The organism is Mesorhizobium sp. WSM4823 (assembly GCF_055811195.1).
This window is the reverse complement of record NZ_JBVVQL010000017.1, coordinates 1-16,807: the sequence shown is the minus strand read 5'-3', so window position 1 is coordinate 16,807 and position 16,807 is coordinate 1. Positions and strand designations below refer to the sequence as shown.

Below are 16,807 nucleotides of genomic sequence, written 5' to 3'. Positions count from 1 at the left end.
TACCACAAATCACGCCTCTTGAGACTATGGCTCGCGCGACGCCCCAGCTCTCCTGCCACAGGCCACTGACGCGCGTCCGACCCCATCCCGCTGCTTGTTTGCTCGAGGCCGAAACCCGAGCCGGCCGGCAGGGACGCATGGCCGATTATTTCGGGCGCAAAGACTTCGTCGTGCTCGATGAACTTGGCTATCTGCCATTCGCCCAGTCCGGTGGCCAACTGCTATTCCACCTGGTCAGCCGCCTCTACGAGCAGACCTCGGTCATCGTCACCAACCTGACCTTCGGGGAATGGCCCTGGTCTTCGGTGACGCCAAGATGACCACCGCGCTCCTCGATCGGATCAGTTCACCGACCTTAGGGGGGCAATATTGTGATCCGGAAAATTCAAAGGTAAAAGCGGGTATCGTCTACTTTGAAGCCATCGGTGAGGATACTCAAAACTTCGCCCCGTGCCATTCGGTATCGAACTGTCGCGCCTTACTAGGGATACTCACATGGACAAAGCGACGACCATCATTGGAATAGACTGCAGCCCACGCGCGTCCAGTAACTCAGCGCGGATGCTCGGCGAGGTTCTTCGTTCGCTCGAGAGAGATCGGCGGGTGAAGGTCGTGGAACAGGTGCGTCTGGCCGATGAGCGTATCGACTGTCTCGGGTGCGAGCAGTGTTATCAAACGTTCGGATACCACGGCGACGGGATCGATCGTGTTCTGTCACTCATGAAAGAGTCGGACGTGATTCTGATGGCTACTCCCACCTGCTTCGGAATGCCGCCGGCCCTGGGCGTCGTCTTGCTCGACAGATCGGATCCCCTGTGGCGCGACGAACAACAGCTCAAAGGAAAACTCGGAGCGGTCATCGTCAACGGCGCCACCGATCCCGCGGACGATCCGAGTGTGCGCCTATGCGCGGATAACATGATCAAGTTTTTCGAACAGCACGAGATGCCCTGCGCCCAGCCGGTCCATCTGGGGGGAACGCTCGCGTATCCCGAGCAACGGTTTCCGGACCCGCTCCCCGCCGGGACGATGGGCGTTCTCGAGCAATTGGCTGACGAGATCCGGCAGTGGGTCGGGAGCAGGTGATACCGGCACATCTCTTGCCTCCTCGCGTGGTGAGACACGAGGGGCCCAAACATGACCAATCTTCCCACCCGACTTTCGGAACACCTGAGTCTCGGCCGGTTACCGCTTTGCGTCCTGAAATCGCAAGAGCTCCTCGTGCTCGGCGCGGGTATTCAATCGGCGGTGGAGCAACTATCTTCCCAGCCCGATACCGCACGTTCGTTCGGAGTGTACGGCAGGCAGGGAAGTAAACGGGTGTCACCGGCGGAATTACTCGCCCCGGGTGCCGACGAATGGTGGGCCGGGCCGATCGAGTTCGAGCGCCTCGCCGATGATCACGCGGCGCCGTTGTCGTATCCCACGAACGGCCCCTTTTTCTTCACGGTCGAAACGGAGCCGGTGGCGCTTCTCGCTCGGCACGACGATGACGAGCACCCGTTTCTTCTGCGGTTCGAAATCGCCTGTCGTTCCGTTGATCACGCGGACCGAATCCTCGCGCAACGTTGCCGAAAAAGACCGGTAGACGTTCTTTCCGGGACCGCTCTACATTTTTGGGCGTCGAGGTCGACTGCAACCCACCTGTATCCACGCTAGTCGAGCAATCTGCCAATCACCTGGCCGACCCGTCCGCACTCGGCAATGATGAACGTCCGGACACGGCGGACTGAAGCAACGCAGCATTTTCCCCTTTGAGGCGAAGTAATTCTCAACTATGGTCCGCCAGGCTTTTGGCATAGGGGGATATTGCCGATGGTTTTATCACGCAGGGGTGTCGTGCTCGGCGGCCTGGCGCTGGTCGCGGTGGGTGCAACCAGCAATATTGCTCGAGCCGCGGCGGCAAAATCCTTTTTCGCCGGTACCGCCAGCGACAACAATTTTGTCTATCGCAAGACCAATTTCGCCAAGATCGACAAGAGATGGCATCGCCAGATCGTCAAGTATTTCAGCAGCGAGCCGGTCGGCACCGTCGTGGTCGATACCCGCCACCACTTCCTCTACGTCATCATGGAAAACAAGACCGCCATCCGCTACGGCGTCGGCGTCGGCAAGGACGGCTTCAAATGGTACGGCCGCGCGACGATCGACCGCCGCGCGCTGTGGCCGCAATGGGTCCCGCCCCCCGAAATGCGTAAGCGCAGGCCGGACCTACCGCACATGGTCGCAGGCGGCGCGTCCAACAATCCGCTAGGGCCGCGCGCGCTCTATCTGCACCGCAACGGCGCCGACACCGGCTACCGCCTGCATGGCACGCTGGAGCCATGGAGCATCGGCACCGACGCTTCCAGCGGCTGCATCCGCATGTTCCCGGAAGACATCATCGACCTCTACCAGCGCTGCCCGATCGGCACCGCGGTTGAGGTCCTGCCGCACATCGCCGACCAGGCGCCCGCTTCCACCACTGTTGAATGATTGGCGCATCATGAACTGCATGATTGAAAACACGCGCCGGCTGCTCGCCGCCGGCCTGCTGGTGCTGGTCGCATCCTGCTCGACTAGCAACACGCTGGCCCCTTCCACGCCCGACGTCACCAACGCCGAGATTGCCGGCTTCCAGAACGTGCAGCCGGGCAGCGAGGAGGACTTTATCCTCAATGTCGGCCGCCGCACCTATTTCACGCAAGGTTCGGCCGCGCTCGATTCTGTCGCCAAGGCCACCCTCGACACCCAGATCGCCTGGTTAGCAAAGCATCCGCGCTGGCTGCTCAAGCTGCAGGGTTTCGCCGACGATCCCGGCGCAAGTGAAACGGCGCTGTCGCAGCAGCGCGCCGATGCGGTGATGGACTACCTCGCCGCCGGCGGCATAGACCGCAACCGCATGTGGGCCAAGGGCTACGGCAAGGACAGGCTCGTCCGCGAGTGCCCCGACACCGCCTGCAGGTCGCAGAACCGCCGCGTTGTGTCTAATCTGCGCGATGTGAGGGACGAGCCGTAGGGGGCTGCTGTTCTGCTTGTGACCCGAAGCAGAGTCTCACACCCGACGGCGGCATCTGCCCCGATGAGCCCAATGCAGCTTGTATGACTCGAAGCTAATATGCTATTCTACATGATGCGCGGACTGCTGGCACTTACTATGCTGGTATTTGCGGCTACAAGGGTAGTCGCAGGTGAGCTGTTGTTCGACTCCATCGCTGCCGGCGACAAGAGTGCCGTGGAGCAAGCCTTGGCAGGCGGTGCCGACGTCGACAGCCGGGCACGCGACCAGGCAACGCTCCTCATCGCTGCTGCTCTCGACGATCAGCTTCCCATTGCGGAATTCCTGCTGAGCAAGGGCGCCGATGTCATGGCACGCAATTCCGGTGGGTTTACCCCTCTCCATGCGGCTGCCTTTTCCGGAAGCCTCCCAATCGCCAAGCTGTTGCTCGAGAAGGGGGCGGTGCTGGAAGACTCGGCCAACAAGTCTGGGGTCACGCCGTTGATAGTAGCGGGTGAGGAAAACCACGTTGAAGTCGCAGAGTTCCTTATCGGCAAAGGCGCGGATGTGAACCATCCCGAAGCTCACGGCTACTGGCCGACCACCCGCGCGTTCTGGAAGGGCAATACCGACATCATAAAATTATTCAAACGGCATGGCGCGATGTGCCAAGCGAAAGTCCTTGGCGAAGCGAACGCTGCGAAGTGCGAAGCTATCCACGATTGAACGGAGAACGCAGATGAACATATCGATCAGACTGGTTCGCAATTCGGCGTCGGCAGTCGTATGTGCGCTCACCTTGATGGCCGGTGCAGGCTCTGCCTTCGCCGACTCGGTGAATACCGGCTACTTCGGCGGCGTGGCGATCATGGGCTACGACACGGTCGCATATTTCACCGATGGCAAGGCCGTGAAGGGTTCCGAAGATTTTTCCTATGAGTGGCTTGGCACGCCGTGGCATTTCGCCAGCAAGGAACACAAGGAAATGTTCATGAGCGAGCCGGCCAAATACGCTCCTCAATATGGTGGGTATTGCGCGGGCGAGGTCGCACTCCATGAATCCGTCACCGTCAATGTCGACCCGGAAGCGTTCAAGATCATCGATGGCAAGCTCTACCTGATCTACGACGAAGGGAACGCGGCGGCTTTTGCGGACAATGCCGATGATCTTGTTGCGAAGGGCGATGCTAAATGGCCGGTCGTCGAAGCAAAGTTGGCGGCTGATGAGCCGGATTGGAACTTGATCAATAACCCCTGAGACTTGCGAGCTCAATTCACTGTCACGAAGTGAAACACCATACTTGCATTGACATAAGAATACCCGTTGCCGGCAGCGTCCCTGCGTCTGTAGACGGGACCACAGATGGGGCGCCCAAACATATTTTCGCTCTGCTCACATAAGAGGTCGCGATCGACGTAGACCCTCTCGGTGAGCATCCGTGTCATCGTGCGGAAGACTGCGGTGCCGTCCTGTTCTATCTGCATAATGGCTGGAAGCCCGTCGGGTTCGAGGTTGCCTTTCAAGGTCTTGCCAACAACAAGAGATGCGATTTCCGCGCCGTTCAACCGGTGCTGTTCATCAGCGGTGAAGCCGAACGGCCATTCTGGCAGTCCTGCCTGGCGTAGGGCGTCGATGATCGACGCCAAATCTTCAGCGTTGCGAAGATGGGCGTACTGATTCCTAAACGCGTCCAACGACCGCAGTCGAGCCAAGGATTCGGTCCTCGCCACCAGCCGGAGGCCGTCCGCAATCGCCGCTTTGGCGTCCTCTGAGCGGCCGGCGCGGGCATAGGCCGCTGCGAGCAGAATCCTAAGGCTGCCCGCCTCTGGAGCATCGTCGCGAGCGCGCTCGAGAGTCTCAACGGCTTTCCTGGTGTCCCCGAGCAAAAGCAAGACAACCCCGACAACCTCCCGGTCTATCGGAGCCAGATTGGGATCAAGCTTCAATGCCGTCTCGACGGCTAATGCCGCTTTGTTATGATTGCCGGCGAACAGCTGGATATAACTAACGGCAATTTGCGTCGCAGCGTCTCCGGAGCCTAATGCGACAGCACGCTCCGCCGAGGTGATCGCATCTTCATAGCGGCGATCCATGACCTGCATAATTCCGAGAACGGCGTAGGGCGATGAAAACTTCGAATCGAGCTCCAAAGCACGGCTTGCCTTCTCATATGCTCTCTTTCGCGCAAGCGCGCCCTGAATGATATCATCGGAGGCAGTGCGCCAGAGATAGACACTCAGCCGTGCGTCGGCGGCGAAGGCCTCGGCGAAGGTGGGGTCGAGCTTCTGCGCCTTCTCATACAGCGCAAGCGCCTCGCGCAATCCGTCGCCTCGACCGGTGCGCGCCTCCCGCTCCGCACGCAGGTAGGTATCATAGGCTTCGAGATTTGCAGTCGGCGGGCGTGCCATTCGCTCGCTCTCGGCTGCCGAAGCTTGGACGCCGAGCGCCTTGGCGATTTCCCGGCTCATCTCGTCCTGGACTGCAAACACGTCCGCGATGCCGCGATTGAACCGATTAGCCCATAGATTGTCGCCAGTAGCGATATCGATGAGCTGCGCGTTGAGGCGGATTTGATCGCCGGTCCGCCTCACGCTGCCGTCAACGACAAATTGCACGCCGAGGTCACGCCCAACATCTGCCAAAACGAGGGGTTTTCCTTTGTAAGCAAAGACGGAGTTACGGGCGATCACATCGAGCCCGGAAAGCTTCGCAAGGTCGGTGATCAAATCTTCGGTGATGCCGTCGGCAAAATAGTCCTGGCCAGGATCGCCGCTCAGATTCGTAAACGGCAGTACTGCAATGGATGGCTTTTCGAGCGCGGAGAGCTTTTGCCATTGCCATGCAAAAATGCCTGCAAGCAAGACGATGAGCAGCGCTGCTACTCCTGCCAAAATCATGATGGGCGAACCTGGCCGGCGTGGCGCCGCTAAGATCTTCCCCGCGTCTCCGGGATCGAGCAGAACCCGATAGGCGCGAACCGGATCGGCGATATTCTTGAGGCGCTGCCTTCCGAGATCCGCAAAGCCGACATCCACTTTGTGCACCGCGTGATCGAACGCCGTACCGGAGATACAAACACCGCCTGGCTCGGCCATCGCTTCCAGGCGCGCCGCGATATTCACGCCATCTCCATAGATGTCGTCGCCCTCGACGATGACGTCGCCGAGATTGACGCCGATGCGAAACCGGAGCTGCCGGGCTTCGGCGATACCCTTGTTGCGGTCGGCCATCCGGCGCTGGATCACAGCAGCACACTGGACGGCATCGACAACGCTGGCGAGTTCGACGAGCGCGCCGTCGCCCATAAGCTTGATTATGCGGCCGTGGTGTTTCTTGATCTCCGGGTCGATCAGTTCGCGACGGCAGCTCTTCAGTCCCTCGAGCGTGCCTACCTCGTCCTCGCCCATGAGGCGGCTGTAGCCAACCACGTCGGCAGCAAGTATTGCCGTAAGCCGTCGGTCCATACGTGCCGTGCGCCTTCCCTGGTCGGTCGTAGCGGCTTTGCCTTTCACCCTATTCTAGTCCTGCTCCGGACGCGAGTATGCGAGACCGTGTTATGGCTATAACTAGAGGATGGCCGCCGATTTTCGCCGCTGCAGCTCGGCAGCAGAAGCGCGTCGTAATTGGTGTCGAAGAAGAAGGGAATCGAAGCCGTGGTCAAAGTCGCCCGGCGGTGTGCCCGCCGCAGCCCTTTTGATAGGCGCGCCAGCCCTCTCCGCAAGCTTCCGGATCAGGCAGATCCAAACGCAATTGCCACATGGCAGCAAGTTATTAGTCGACACGCACGCGGCGCGTCACGTGGCCATTGCTTTCCCAGTATGTGTGTTTCTTGGCAATCAAGGGATCGTCCATTGCCGGTTGAATTTGTCCCGTGGTGCTGACCGCGCGCGAGGTCACCGTGTGTTCTCCAGGGGCGGGATTTGCCCAATCCAGGGACCAGATCTTCCAGGCGTGCTCGGCCTCCTCACTGTGGTCGATGGTCGCTGGTGCCCAAGGCCCTTGATCGATTTGCACTTCGACCCGGTCGATCGGCGCCCCCCAGGCTGCCCCAAGGACGCGGTAGTCCGAACCTTTCCGGGTAGCCTTCGCAGGCGCGGACTTTATCAGCGCTCGCCCGACCGAAGTCTCGACCCATACGGTCTCGCCGTTGTGGTCTTCCTCCCGGATGGTGACATAGTCACGGGCCATCAGAAGGCTCATGAAGCGGGTGTCGCGAACCTCGATGCGCTCCAGCCATTTGACGTTGGCGATCCCGTACCAGCCCGGCGCAATGAGCCGCAGCGGAAAACCATTGGGCGCCGGCAAGGCGGCTCCGTTCATTTCATAGCAGAGGAGATTGTCGGGGTTCATCGCGTCGGCGAGCGACATGCTGCGCGCGAAGTTCTGCCGCATCTTGACGTCGCGTATCGCGACCTCGCCTGTGTCAGTACCGAAAAAGACGACCTCGATGCCGCCCTCCATAACGCCGGCCTCCTCGAGGATCGGGGCGAGCGGCGTCCCTGCCCAGCGGGCATTGCCGATGCCGCCGGTGAAAAAGGGAAATCCGTGATTGCCCGAGCATTCCACGGTGAAAACGACCTCCTGCCGCGGCCGCGCCTTGACGTCGGCGGGTGTCAATTTCAAGGGCTTCTTGACCAGGCCGCCGATCTCCACGGACCACGTCTTCTCGTCGATCGTTGGTCGGTTGAAATGCGAGATGCTGAAGAACTTGTCGTTTGGCGTTATCCAACTATCCAAATCCTCCCAGACGAGCTGCGTCTGGATACCTACCGGGTCAGGATTTTCGGTCGGCTGATCCAGCCACGGAATGACTTCCTCGCTCGGCTGTGTTGGAGATGCGTAAGCCCGACGCGAGGTATAGAGAGCGGCAATTGCGGCAAGAGCCGCGCTTCCTTGAACAAGAAGTTCTCTGCGCTGAAAATCAGGCATGTTGTTACCTCCCGGTTGATCCGGAACGGGCTGCAGCGTGCTTTAGGCCGTAGCCTGATCACGGATAGCGACACAATGTGAGGTCTGCCCACCCGGAAGTATCCGGATAGGTCAGGCAATCACCGACGCAAGTCAAGCATGTGAAGCATTGGCGAAACACTAGCTCGCGTTTCGTGCGCAAAGAGTGCGCCTTTGGAAGTGTCCACAACCTGGGCGGGACATGATGATGATTGCAGCATTCCAGACCGATTTTCTGCCAAATCGTTGTTGCTCGGATCGCTACCGAACGCCCGTTTCTGAGCACTTCCGGAACCTTCGGGGCGCGGTCGGAAAGGCCCGTTCCGACCCAATCACTGCCGTTCCGGTATCGGCCTGGCCATCTCCAGGGCGGATGTTCACCCAAGTTCGGCAAGAAACCGCGTTGGCCTGCCGTCTTGTCGCGATCAACCTTGGCGCCACAGGATGGCGGCGCAGCCGGCGCAGGTGTATGATGGTGATCTAATATTTCGAGATCAGGGGGACAGCATGACATCTTGGGAGATCAGGGGACGCGAACTCGTCAATTGCACTTGCGAATATGGCTGTGGCTGTCAATTCAATGCGCTGCCCGACAAGGGCCATTGCCATGCGGTGGCCGGCATCCAGATCGATGAAGGCCATCATGGCGAAACCGCTCTCGACGGCCTGCGGATCGCTGCGATCTTCAAATGGCCTGGCGCGGTCCACGAAGGCAATGGCGAATGCATCGCTTTCGTCGACGAGAATGCAACCGACCGGCAGCGTGACGCGCTGCTGCGCATCATGACCGGCCAGGACACTGACCCGTTCGCGACGATGTTCGCCGTATACGCGTCAACCGTGACAAAAATGAATGATCCAGTTTTCACCAAGATCGATCTCGACCTCGACATCGACGGCCGCAGGGGCCGCATCTTCGTCAAGGACTACATCGAAACCGTCGGCGAGCCGATCCGCAACAAGGTGACGGGCGCGGAGTCGCGCGCTCAGATCGTGTTGCCGGACGGCTTCGAATATGCGGTCGCCGAGATCGGTAGTGCCTCGAGCACGACCAGCGGGCCGGTTCAGGTGAACACGAAGGACAGTTACGGCCAGTTCGCGCGGCTGCATCTCAACAATCACGGGGTGGTACGAGCCTGACGCGCCGCATGGACGGGGCGTCGGCACTGGAACGCCTGCTTAGGCGCGACCGCGTCATCACGATTGCGGGCGTGGTGGCGCTGTGCCTGCTGGCCTGGCTTTATATCGTCGCCGGGGCAGGGCTCGGCATGAATGCGTGGGAGATGTCGAGGCTCGCGCTATTCCCCCACCAGCAAACCGCCGACGCGGCCTCCGATATGTCTGGCATGGATATGTCCGGCATGGATATGTCTGGCATGGACATGAGCGGTATGGCCATGGCTACGGAACCGCGGGTCTGGGGGGCCGCGATCTGGGCGCTGATGATTGCGATGTGGTGGGTCATGATGGTCGCCATGATGTCCCCGAGTGCGGCGCCGACTATCCTGCTCTATGCGCGCGTGCATCGCCATGCGCTCGCACAGGGTCAGATCCAGGACAAGCTCGCGCCCACCGGTGTATTCATGGCAGGCTATCTCCTGGTCTGGCTGGGGTTCTCCGTCGCGGCAGCCGCACTGCACTGGCTGCTCGAACGCGAGGCATTCGTTTCCGCAGCGATGATGAGTTCGCAGAGCCGCTGGCTTTCAGGCATCGTCCTGATCGCCGCGGGCCTGTATCAGCTCTCGCCGCTCAAGAATGCCTGCCTGTCGCATTGCCGGACGCCGACGGCGTTCCTTGCCCGACACTGGCGCCCCCACACGTTTGGCGCGCTGCGTTTGGGCGCCCTGCACGGGGCGTTCTGTGTCGGATGCTGCTGGACGCTGATGGCGTTGTTGTTCGTGGGTGGCGTAATGAACCTGGTGTGGGTTGCCGCGCTCGCCATTCTGGTGCTGGCTGAAAAAGTGTTTCCTGCCGGCCAGTGGGTCGGCCGCGCAGCCGGCATCGCCCTGATCGCCTGGGGCAGCGCAACGCTTTTGGTCTGACGACCAGGGGCCGCCTATGCGGGCTCTCAAACGCGTGGAGGAACTTTGAAACCTCGTATTCGTTTACCCGAATGTTGGGGGATGGGAGGTTCCGCCGATGAATGTGAGCGACGAAAGGACCGTATCGCTCTGGGCGCCGACCGAAGTAGCGCCCGATGCGGTCCCGCTCGGGCGGAGCGAACAGGTCGATGTCGTCGTCGTCGGGTCTGGAATTGCCGGACTGTCGGTCGTGTACGAACTGGCCGCCGCCGGACAAAAGGTAGCTGTCGTCGATCGCGGCCGGATCGGCAGCGGCATGACGGCTCGCACCACTGCGCACCTGTCATCCGTCTGCGATGACTATTTTTCGGAACTGATCAAACTGCGCGGTGAGGACCTGGCGCGGATTTTTTATCAAAGCCAATCGGCTGCTATCGACCGTATCCAGTCAATCCAGGAGACGGAGAGTATCGCGTGCGATTTCCGGCGCCTCTATGGCTTTCTCTTTCCGGCTTCCGGCAGGCAGGCATCCGATATCAAGCGCGAGCTGGACGCGGCTCTGAAAATCGGGGTCGACGTCGAGAAGATCAGGGGCGTGCCGTTTGCGGGCTTTTCAGATGCACAGGCCCTTCGATACGCCAATCAGGCGACCTTCCACCCGCTCAAATATCTCCGCGGGCTGGTCGCAGCCATCCGCGCGCGCGGCGGCGCGCTTTATGCCGATACCATCGTTGAAAAGGTCGAGGAGACTGACGGCGGCGTGCGCGTAACCACGGCTTCGGGCTTTACCGTGTCTGCCAAATCGGCCGTTGTCGCCACCAACTCGCCGATCAACGACCGGGTCGCCCTCCATACCAAGCAAGCGCCCTATCGGACCTACGCGATGTCGTTCGAGATCGCGCGCGATACCCTACCGGATGCGCTGTATTGGGACACTGAGGACCCTTATCACTACGTTCGGCTTCAGCCTGGCGAAGGCCGTACCGACTTCCTGATCGTCGGAGGTGAAGACCACAAAACAGGGCAGGCCGACGATGCCGGCGACCGCTTCGCGGCCCTGGCAGCCTGGACCAGAAGGCTGGCGCCCGATATCGGCGTGGAAACGAACCGGTGGTCCGGGCAGGTGATGGAGACCGTCGATTATGCGGGGTTCATCGGCCGCAATCCTGGCAACAGCCGCGTCTTTGTGGCGACTGGGGATTCCGGCCAGGGCATCACCCATGGCGTCGTCGCCGGCCTGTTGATCTCCGACCTGATTCTGAAGGGGGAAAGCCCCTGGCGCGAGCTTTACGAGCCGTCGCGCAAGACGGCAGGCGCGATCGGCGACTACCTGGCGGAGAATGCGACTGCGATCAAGAGTTTTGCCGAGTATGTCGCGCCTGGCGAAATTGATTCCGCCGACAGACTGCGAGCGGGAGAAGGTGCCATCGTTCGCGAAGGGCTCAGCAAAATCGCCGCGTTTCGCGATGACGACGGCACGCTTTACAAGCGCTCGGCCGCATGCACGCATGTCGGCTGCCATGTCCACTGGAACTCCCTCGAGCGCTGCTGGGACTGCCCTTGCCATGGCTCGCATTTCGCTATCGACGGCACGGCTTTGAACGGACCTGCGGTGTCGCCGTTGGCTTCGCTCGAGTAGGGGAGTAGGGCAGTAAGGCAAAGGCCAATTTCCGTACTCCCCCACACCCCCTACTTCCCTACACCGGCCAAGCCGCCTCACAATTCCTTTTCCGCCAGCTCGCGAAATGCGTCGGGAACCGACCGCGACAGTCCGAGCGCGACCGAGGCATAACCGACCGCCTCCCAGCCGAAACGGTCGCGGATCTTGTCGATGGCGCGGTCGGCGGTCCAGCGCGCCGCGCCCTTTCTGGTGCCGGGACGGCGCCTGTCGTCGTTGAGGCCGAGCGGCAGTTCCAGCTGCAGGGCCGATTGCTTCTCAAGATGCGAGACGGCGATCGCCAAGAGCGAGATGGTCTTTTCGTGCGGATGATCGGCAAGCACCTTGCGCACCAGCGCCTCGGCGATCTCGGCCAGCATGGCGGTTGCCGAAATCGGCTGGTCGAGCGTGATCGAGCGCGTCACCGAGCGCAGGTCGGCAAAGCGGACACGGACCGTCACCGTGCGGCCGGGTCGCGATTTCGCTCGCAGCCTGGTGGCCACCCTGTCGGCCAGATGCAGCAGCGCCGGCACGAAGACTTGTTCCTCGGCGGGCTTGCTGCCGAGCGCCGATTGCGCGCCGGCCGATCGCGCCCGGCGCTGCGTCTCTAGCTTGCGCGGATCGCGGTTCCAAGCCAGCGCGTTGAACTTTTCGCCCGCCGCCGGGCCGAGCAGGCGCTCCAGCGACCAGCCCGGCGTCTTCGCCAGCTCGCCGATGGTGTTGACGCCGATGCCGGCCAGCCGCTCCCTGGTCACCGGGCCGACGCCCCACATCAGCTCGACCGGCAGATCGTGCAGGAATTCCAGCTCGTGGCTGGGATCGACGACCATCAGCCCGTCGGGCTTGGCCACTTGCGAGGCGATCTTGGCCAGATGCTTGGTGCGCGCCACGCCGACCGAGATCGGCAGGCCGAGCTCGGCCCGCACGCGGCGGCGGATCGTGCCGGCGATCTCGGCCGGTGGGCCGAACAGATGGGTGCAGCCGGTGACGTCGGCGAAGGCCTCGTCGATGGAAATCCGCTCGACGAGCGGCGTGAAATCGCCGAGCACCTGAATAGCCGCATCGCCCAGCCGCTGGTAATCCTTGAAATGGCCGCCGACGAAAATCAGGCCGGGGCAGAGTTCGCGCGCGCGCCGCCCCGGCATGCCGCCACGCACGCCGAAAGCCTTGGCTTCATAGGACGCGGCCAGCACGACGCCGCCGCCGACGGCGATCGGCTTACCGCGCAGGGCCGGGTCGAGCAACTGTTCGACCGAGGCATAGAAGGCGTCCAGATCCGCGTGGAGGATGTTGGCTTCCATCCGGCCCGTTCGCCCGCGGCGGTTCGAACGCCGCATTGTTTTGAGGGTGGTTTCGTGTGGAACATAAAGAGAACAAATGGGGCGGATTGTCAAGGACTGTGGAGGGCAGGTCTGCCCCCAATCCGCCTGCCTTCCAGCGTTGCTGGTTGGCGAAAGCTGCGATGACGGCCGATCTCCCCCCTTGCGGGGGAGATGTCCGGCAGGACAGAGGGGGGCGGGAAGGATCGCAAACTGTCGACTACAGTCATTCCCAACCGGAAACCAGCCCGAGGGCGTGGCTGCGATTGTTTGACAGGCCGGAGGGACAGCACCCCCCTCTGCCCTGCCGGGCATCTCCCCCGCAAGGGGGGAGATTGGATGCTTCGCCGACGGCACCTACTCCGGAATGTTCAAGGTGCCCCCTACAGCGCCATCTTGTAGCCGAGATGGCTCGCAGTGAAGCCGAGGCGCTCGTAGAAAGCGTGCGCCTTGCCTCGGCTCTTGTCCGTGGTGAGCTGGACAAAGCTGCAATTGCGCGAACGGCACGCTTCGATCGCCCATTCGATCATCTGCTTGCCGACGCCGCCGGACCGCCGGTGGCGGGCGACGCGAACGCCTTCGATCTGGCCGCGCCAGGCGCCTTTCCTCGAAATGCCTGGGATGAAGCTGAGCTGCAGGGTTGCGATCACTTGCCCGGCTTCGACAGCTACGGCCAACAGCTGGTTGGGATCGGCTTCGATTGCGCTGAAGGCTTCGAGATAGGACGGCGTGAGCGGCGTCGACGGGTCTTCACGGCCGGCGCCGAGCGCATCGTCGGCAAGCAGTGCGACAATCGCCGGCAGATCGGGCGCTTGCGCGCGACGGAATTCAATCTCGCTCATCGAGGGGAGATTTACGGCGTGGCGTCGGCGACGGCAAGTGCGGTCCAGCCATTGGCGGCGGATGGCGTCGGCTACCGCCGGCTTACGCCGCCTGCTGTGCCCAGAGGCGGTGACCAAAACGGCGGAAGAAGCGCGCCAGGAGCCGCTGCTGCCTGGCACGGGCGAGATCGGCGCCGCGTCTTTCCTGGCGCCAGCGCGGCATGTTGCGATAAGAGGCGATGAAGCGGGCGGCGTCCTCCAGCGCCTCCTCGGCCGACTGCGCCGGGCGGATCGCTGCCAGGAACAAGGCCTCGCCGTGCTTCAACCGGTCGACCATCGCCTTGCGCTGGCCATGCCCTAGCCGCGCCTTGCCTATGCCGTCGAGACGGATGGCCGCCAAGGCTGCCAGCATGGCCGGGCTGTCGCCGGTATAGCCGCAATCGCGGGCGAATTGAGCGGAGAGGGCGTCCATGCTCGTTTCCTTGGCTGGGCGGCGGCCGCGACGGATACTCGGCCCATCCGTTCGTCCGCGGCACTATTATCCGTCGCTATCGAATATAAGCATAACTTAAAAACTGATACAAGTTAAACTTTTTCATCGGTTTGAGCGGAACCGACTCGACTCCTTGGGAAAAACCCATAAGAATGTGAACAAAACAGGAACGGAGGCACTAGGGGCGATGGCATTGCCGGGCAAGGAAGCGACGATCGCCGAGGTTGTCTCGATCGCGGTCGAGTGTATGGATTGCGGCCGCAATAGATGGTGGAAGCCAGCTGAGCTCAGGCGTTACGGCGTGAGCGCGCAGACGCCGCTGGCAGCCCTTTCGGGGCGCCTCATTTGCAAGGCCTGTCGCGCCGATGGGTTGCCGGGCACGGCGATCGCGATCCAGGCGGCGTTCATCGACGAGCAGCAGCAGCGCCGTGCCGAGGCGCGGATGCTCAATGAGCGCGAGGTTCCCCTGGAGAGATCCAGGCGGGCTTGAGGGAATAGCAACATCTCCCCCTTTGTGGGGGAGATAACACCCGCTCCGCCACCCCTCAATATCCCAGCAATTCCTTGAGCGGGATGACGCGGAAGACGGCCTTGATCGCGTAGCGGTTGAAGGTCAGCGTCTTAGGCGGATTGTACTGCTCGACGACCAGCTCGGCGGCGGTGCGCTTGACCAGCTTTTTGATGAACGCCTTGCCGTTGCGCTCGTTTTCCTCGGGAAACATTTCGATCACCACGTGGTCGCCGGGCACGGCGTCGCGGCCGCCGCAATAGAGCATCTCGCCGGGCTCATAGCGCGGAACCATCGAATCGGAGAGTACATGCAGCGCGAACACCTTGCGCAAATGGGCGATGCCGGGCGGGCGCTGGACATAGCCGGCGACCTCGCCGTTGAAAGTGAAGTCGCCGTCGTCGCCGCCGACCGCCGCACCCAGAAGCTCGATGTCCATCGGGCCGGCGGGCAGGGGGGCGGCGTCGGTGACGATCTCCGCATCGGCGACATTGTCGGCGTCGTCGAGGAAGACGACCTCGCCCTTGCCGAGCGCCACCGGGTCGACGCGCAGGAAGGCGGCGGTCTTCAAAAGGTTCTCGGTCTTGGGCAGGTTGCGGCCGGTTTCCCAATTGCCGACGGCGGCGACATCGGTTTCGTTGTGCTCGGCAATGTGGCGCATCACCAGGCCACGCTGCTTGCGCGCCTTGCGGATCGCTGCCCCGACTTTGATCGACAATGCGGTTTTCGCCATGGCGCCATCTGAAACATAAGAATCGGTTTCGTCCATAAAAGAAGGGCTTGCATTATTTTTAGAGTTATGCTTATATGCGGCCCATGCGCAAGCCATGTCGCCTCATCTCGCTTTCCCATCCGTCCCGGCTGTCCTCCTCCCCGGCCGGGACGAAGCCCGAGGCTCACGCCTCGGATCCGGTCGTCCTGCCGACATTGGCGGCGACCGGAACGGCCGGAGCCGTTCCCCTCACGGCTCCGGCCACGAATTTCGGCGCGTGTCATGCGGGCCTTTCGTGCATCCGCACCGAGGACGGCACGGTCATCGTCTTCGACCGGCAAGCGGGCAGGGCGGTTTCCGGCGCCACCCGCGAGGCGGCCGCGGCCAAGCTCGGCCGAGGTGGGTGATCTCCTTCTCCCCCGTGAACGGGGAGAGGGACGCAGCTTCGGCATCTACGCAACCTTTCGATGGATCGACACCATGCCCGCCTATACCGACACAGAATTGCAAAGCATCGCCCGCTGGCTAAAGGACGGATTGTCCGCCGCCAGGATCGCCGACCGGCTGAGCGCACTGCGTGGTGGCCCGGCCTCGCGCAACGCGGTCATCGGCGTCGTTCACCGCAACGCCGACTTGCGCGCGATCGGCTTTGCCAATCCTCAGGGCAGGTCCGGCGGCCGGCCCAGAAAAAACCCGGCGAAGCTCGTCAGCCCGAGCAGATCCGCCAGGCCGGCCAAGCCGCCGGGGCAAGCAGGGCTGCCGGGGCAAGCAGGGCTGCCTGGGCAAGCGAAGCTGCCCGGGCAAGCGAAGCCGGTAAAGCAAAGCGGGCCTGCAAGGCATGTCACGCCGGCCAGGCTGGCGCCGCCTGTCTGGCTGCCGCAGCGCCAGTTCGTGCATGAGATCCACGGGCCTGACAGCGAGCCGCTCAAAGTGCCGGTGCCGCGCCCCGTTGCCGCCGTCGGGCGCCAGCCGCATGTCGCGGCCATGCGCTTCATCGACTGCCTGTTCAACCGCTGCCGCGCGCCGCTCGATCTGACGCTGGAGGAAGACCCCGAAAACGATGCGCCCGGCAGCCGGCCGGGACTGGACATGCTGTGCTGCGGCCTGCGCACGCGGCCGCTGAAAAGCTACTGCGCCTACCACGCGGCGCGCTTCTGCGATCAACGCCGTACGGCTCTGGCGGATGCGGGGTGAACTGATCGCCAAACGGACGGCAATCTTGGGTTCCTCGCCCCCACGCAGTGGGGGAGAGGTGGGGGGGGGGGGGGGGGGGGGGGGGGCGGGGGGGGGGGGGGGGGGCGGGGGCGGCCGGGGGGGGGGGGGCGGGGGGGGGCGGGGGGGGGGCGCGGGC

At 62.5% G+C, this 16,807-nt stretch carries 18 protein-coding genes and 1 pseudogene; 12 read left to right on the top strand and 7 right to left on the bottom strand.

Going from position 1 to position 16,807, the window contains the following annotated elements:
* Positions 1-101 precede the first annotated feature (101 nt).
* Positions 102-526, top strand: a pseudogene (locus AC0L26_RS28180) (ATP-binding protein); the annotation flags it as partial.
* Positions 496-1,086, top strand: a complete 591-nt coding sequence (locus tag AC0L26_RS28175) for a flavodoxin family protein (RefSeq protein WP_473635513.1) — start codon at positions 496-498, stop codon at positions 1,084-1,086. The pseudogene AC0L26_RS28180 and the gene AC0L26_RS28175, both read left to right, overlap by 31 nt.
* Before the next feature lie 249 nt (positions 1,087-1,335).
* On the opposite strand, the gene AC0L26_RS28170 is transcribed toward AC0L26_RS28175, so the two are convergent.
* Positions 1,336-1,545, bottom strand: a complete 210-nt coding sequence (locus tag AC0L26_RS28170) for a hypothetical protein (protein ID WP_473635512.1) — start codon at positions 1,543-1,545, stop codon at positions 1,336-1,338.
* Between the two features lie 270 nt (positions 1,546-1,815).
* Here AC0L26_RS28170 and AC0L26_RS28165 point away from each other — a divergent pair, with 270 nt between their 5' ends.
* From AC0L26_RS28165 to AC0L26_RS28150, 4 genes are all read left to right on the top strand, one after another.
* Complete coding sequence (locus AC0L26_RS28165; RefSeq protein WP_473635511.1) at positions 1,816-2,475, top strand: L,D-transpeptidase; 660 nt, start codon at positions 1,816-1,818, stop codon at positions 2,473-2,475.
* A 10-nt stretch (positions 2,476-2,485) separates the two neighbouring features.
* Positions 2,486-2,998: an OmpA family protein gene (locus AC0L26_RS28160; protein ID WP_473635510.1), complete on the top strand. Its 513-nt coding sequence runs from the start codon at positions 2,486-2,488 to the stop codon at positions 2,996-2,998.
* A gap of 114 nt (positions 2,999-3,112) precedes the next feature.
* Entirely contained in the window at positions 3,113-3,703 is a 591-nt protein-coding gene (locus AC0L26_RS28155) for an ankyrin repeat domain-containing protein (protein WP_473635582.1), read from the top strand.
* 13 nt (positions 3,704-3,716) lie between these two features.
* On the top strand, positions 3,717-4,235 hold the full coding sequence (locus tag AC0L26_RS28150; RefSeq protein WP_473635509.1) for a YHS domain-containing (seleno)protein: 519 nt from the start codon (positions 3,717-3,719) through the stop codon (positions 4,233-4,235).
* An 11-nt stretch (positions 4,236-4,246) separates the two neighbouring features.
* Here the strand turns inward: AC0L26_RS28150 and AC0L26_RS28145 are convergent, their stop codons facing one another.
* Together AC0L26_RS28145 and AC0L26_RS28140 are read right to left on the bottom strand one after the other, a co-directional pair.
* A complete protein-coding gene (locus tag AC0L26_RS28145; protein ID WP_473635581.1) occupies positions 4,247-6,442 on the bottom strand; it encodes an adenylate/guanylate cyclase domain-containing protein in 2,196 nt (731 codons plus the stop codon).
* Positions 6,443-6,749: 307 nt separating this feature from the next.
* Positions 6,750-7,907, bottom strand: a complete 1,158-nt coding sequence (locus tag AC0L26_RS28140; protein ID WP_473635508.1) for a sulfite oxidase — start codon at positions 7,905-7,907, stop codon at positions 6,750-6,752.
* 525 nt (positions 7,908-8,432) lie between these two features.
* Between AC0L26_RS28140 and AC0L26_RS28135 the strand changes: the two genes are divergently transcribed.
* The 3 genes from AC0L26_RS28135 to AC0L26_RS28125 all read left to right on the top strand — a co-directional run bounded on the left by AC0L26_RS28135 (position 8,433) and on the right by AC0L26_RS28125 (position 11,585).
* Positions 8,433-9,065 (top strand): DUF1326 domain-containing protein, encoded by a 633-nt coding sequence (locus tag AC0L26_RS28135; protein WP_473635507.1) that lies wholly within the window; start codon positions 8,433-8,435, stop codon positions 9,063-9,065.
* A gap of 8 nt (positions 9,066-9,073) precedes the next feature.
* Positions 9,074-9,967, top strand: a complete 894-nt coding sequence (locus AC0L26_RS28130) for a DUF2182 domain-containing protein (protein ID WP_473635506.1) — start codon at positions 9,074-9,076, stop codon at positions 9,965-9,967.
* A gap of 97 nt (positions 9,968-10,064) precedes the next feature.
* Positions 10,065-11,585, top strand: a complete 1,521-nt coding sequence (locus AC0L26_RS28125; RefSeq protein WP_473635505.1) for an FAD-dependent oxidoreductase — start codon at positions 10,065-10,067, stop codon at positions 11,583-11,585.
* Between the two features lie 77 nt (positions 11,586-11,662).
* On the opposite strand, the gene dinB is transcribed toward AC0L26_RS28125, so the two are convergent.
* The 3 genes from dinB to AC0L26_RS28110 form a co-directional block, all read right to left on the bottom strand.
* A complete protein-coding gene (gene dinB / locus AC0L26_RS28120; RefSeq protein ID WP_473635504.1) occupies positions 11,663-12,904 on the bottom strand; it encodes a DNA polymerase IV in 1,242 nt (413 codons plus the stop codon).
* A 401-nt stretch (positions 12,905-13,305) separates the two neighbouring features.
* Positions 13,306-13,764: a GNAT family N-acetyltransferase gene (locus tag AC0L26_RS28115; protein WP_473635503.1), complete on the bottom strand. Its 459-nt coding sequence runs from the start codon at positions 13,762-13,764 to the stop codon at positions 13,306-13,308.
* Positions 13,765-13,846: 82 nt separating this feature from the next.
* The gene (locus AC0L26_RS28110) at positions 13,847-14,215 is read right to left on the bottom strand and encodes a hypothetical protein (protein WP_473635502.1); all 369 of its coding nucleotides are present in this window, start codon (positions 14,213-14,215) and stop codon (positions 13,847-13,849) included.
* 208 nt (positions 14,216-14,423) lie between these two features.
* Between AC0L26_RS28110 and AC0L26_RS28105 the strand changes: the two genes are divergently transcribed.
* Positions 14,424-14,726 (top strand): hypothetical protein, encoded by a 303-nt coding sequence (locus AC0L26_RS28105; protein WP_473635500.1) that lies wholly within the window; start codon positions 14,424-14,426, stop codon positions 14,724-14,726.
* A 55-nt stretch (positions 14,727-14,781) separates the two neighbouring features.
* On the opposite strand, the gene AC0L26_RS28100 is transcribed toward AC0L26_RS28105, so the two are convergent.
* Positions 14,782-15,477, bottom strand: a complete 696-nt coding sequence (locus AC0L26_RS28100; protein WP_473635499.1) for an XRE family transcriptional regulator — start codon at positions 15,475-15,477, stop codon at positions 14,782-14,784.
* An 83-nt stretch (positions 15,478-15,560) separates the two neighbouring features.
* On the opposite strand from AC0L26_RS28100, the gene AC0L26_RS28095 reads away from it, so the two are divergent.
* Together AC0L26_RS28095 and AC0L26_RS28090 are read left to right on the top strand one after the other, a co-directional pair.
* Positions 15,561-15,863: a hypothetical protein gene (locus tag AC0L26_RS28095; RefSeq protein ID WP_473635498.1), complete on the top strand. Its 303-nt coding sequence runs from the start codon at positions 15,561-15,563 to the stop codon at positions 15,861-15,863.
* 73 nt (positions 15,864-15,936) lie between these two features.
* Entirely contained in the window at positions 15,937-16,650 is a 714-nt protein-coding gene (locus AC0L26_RS28090) for a GcrA cell cycle regulator (protein WP_473635497.1), read from the top strand.
* Positions 16,651-16,807: the final 157 nt, after the last annotated feature.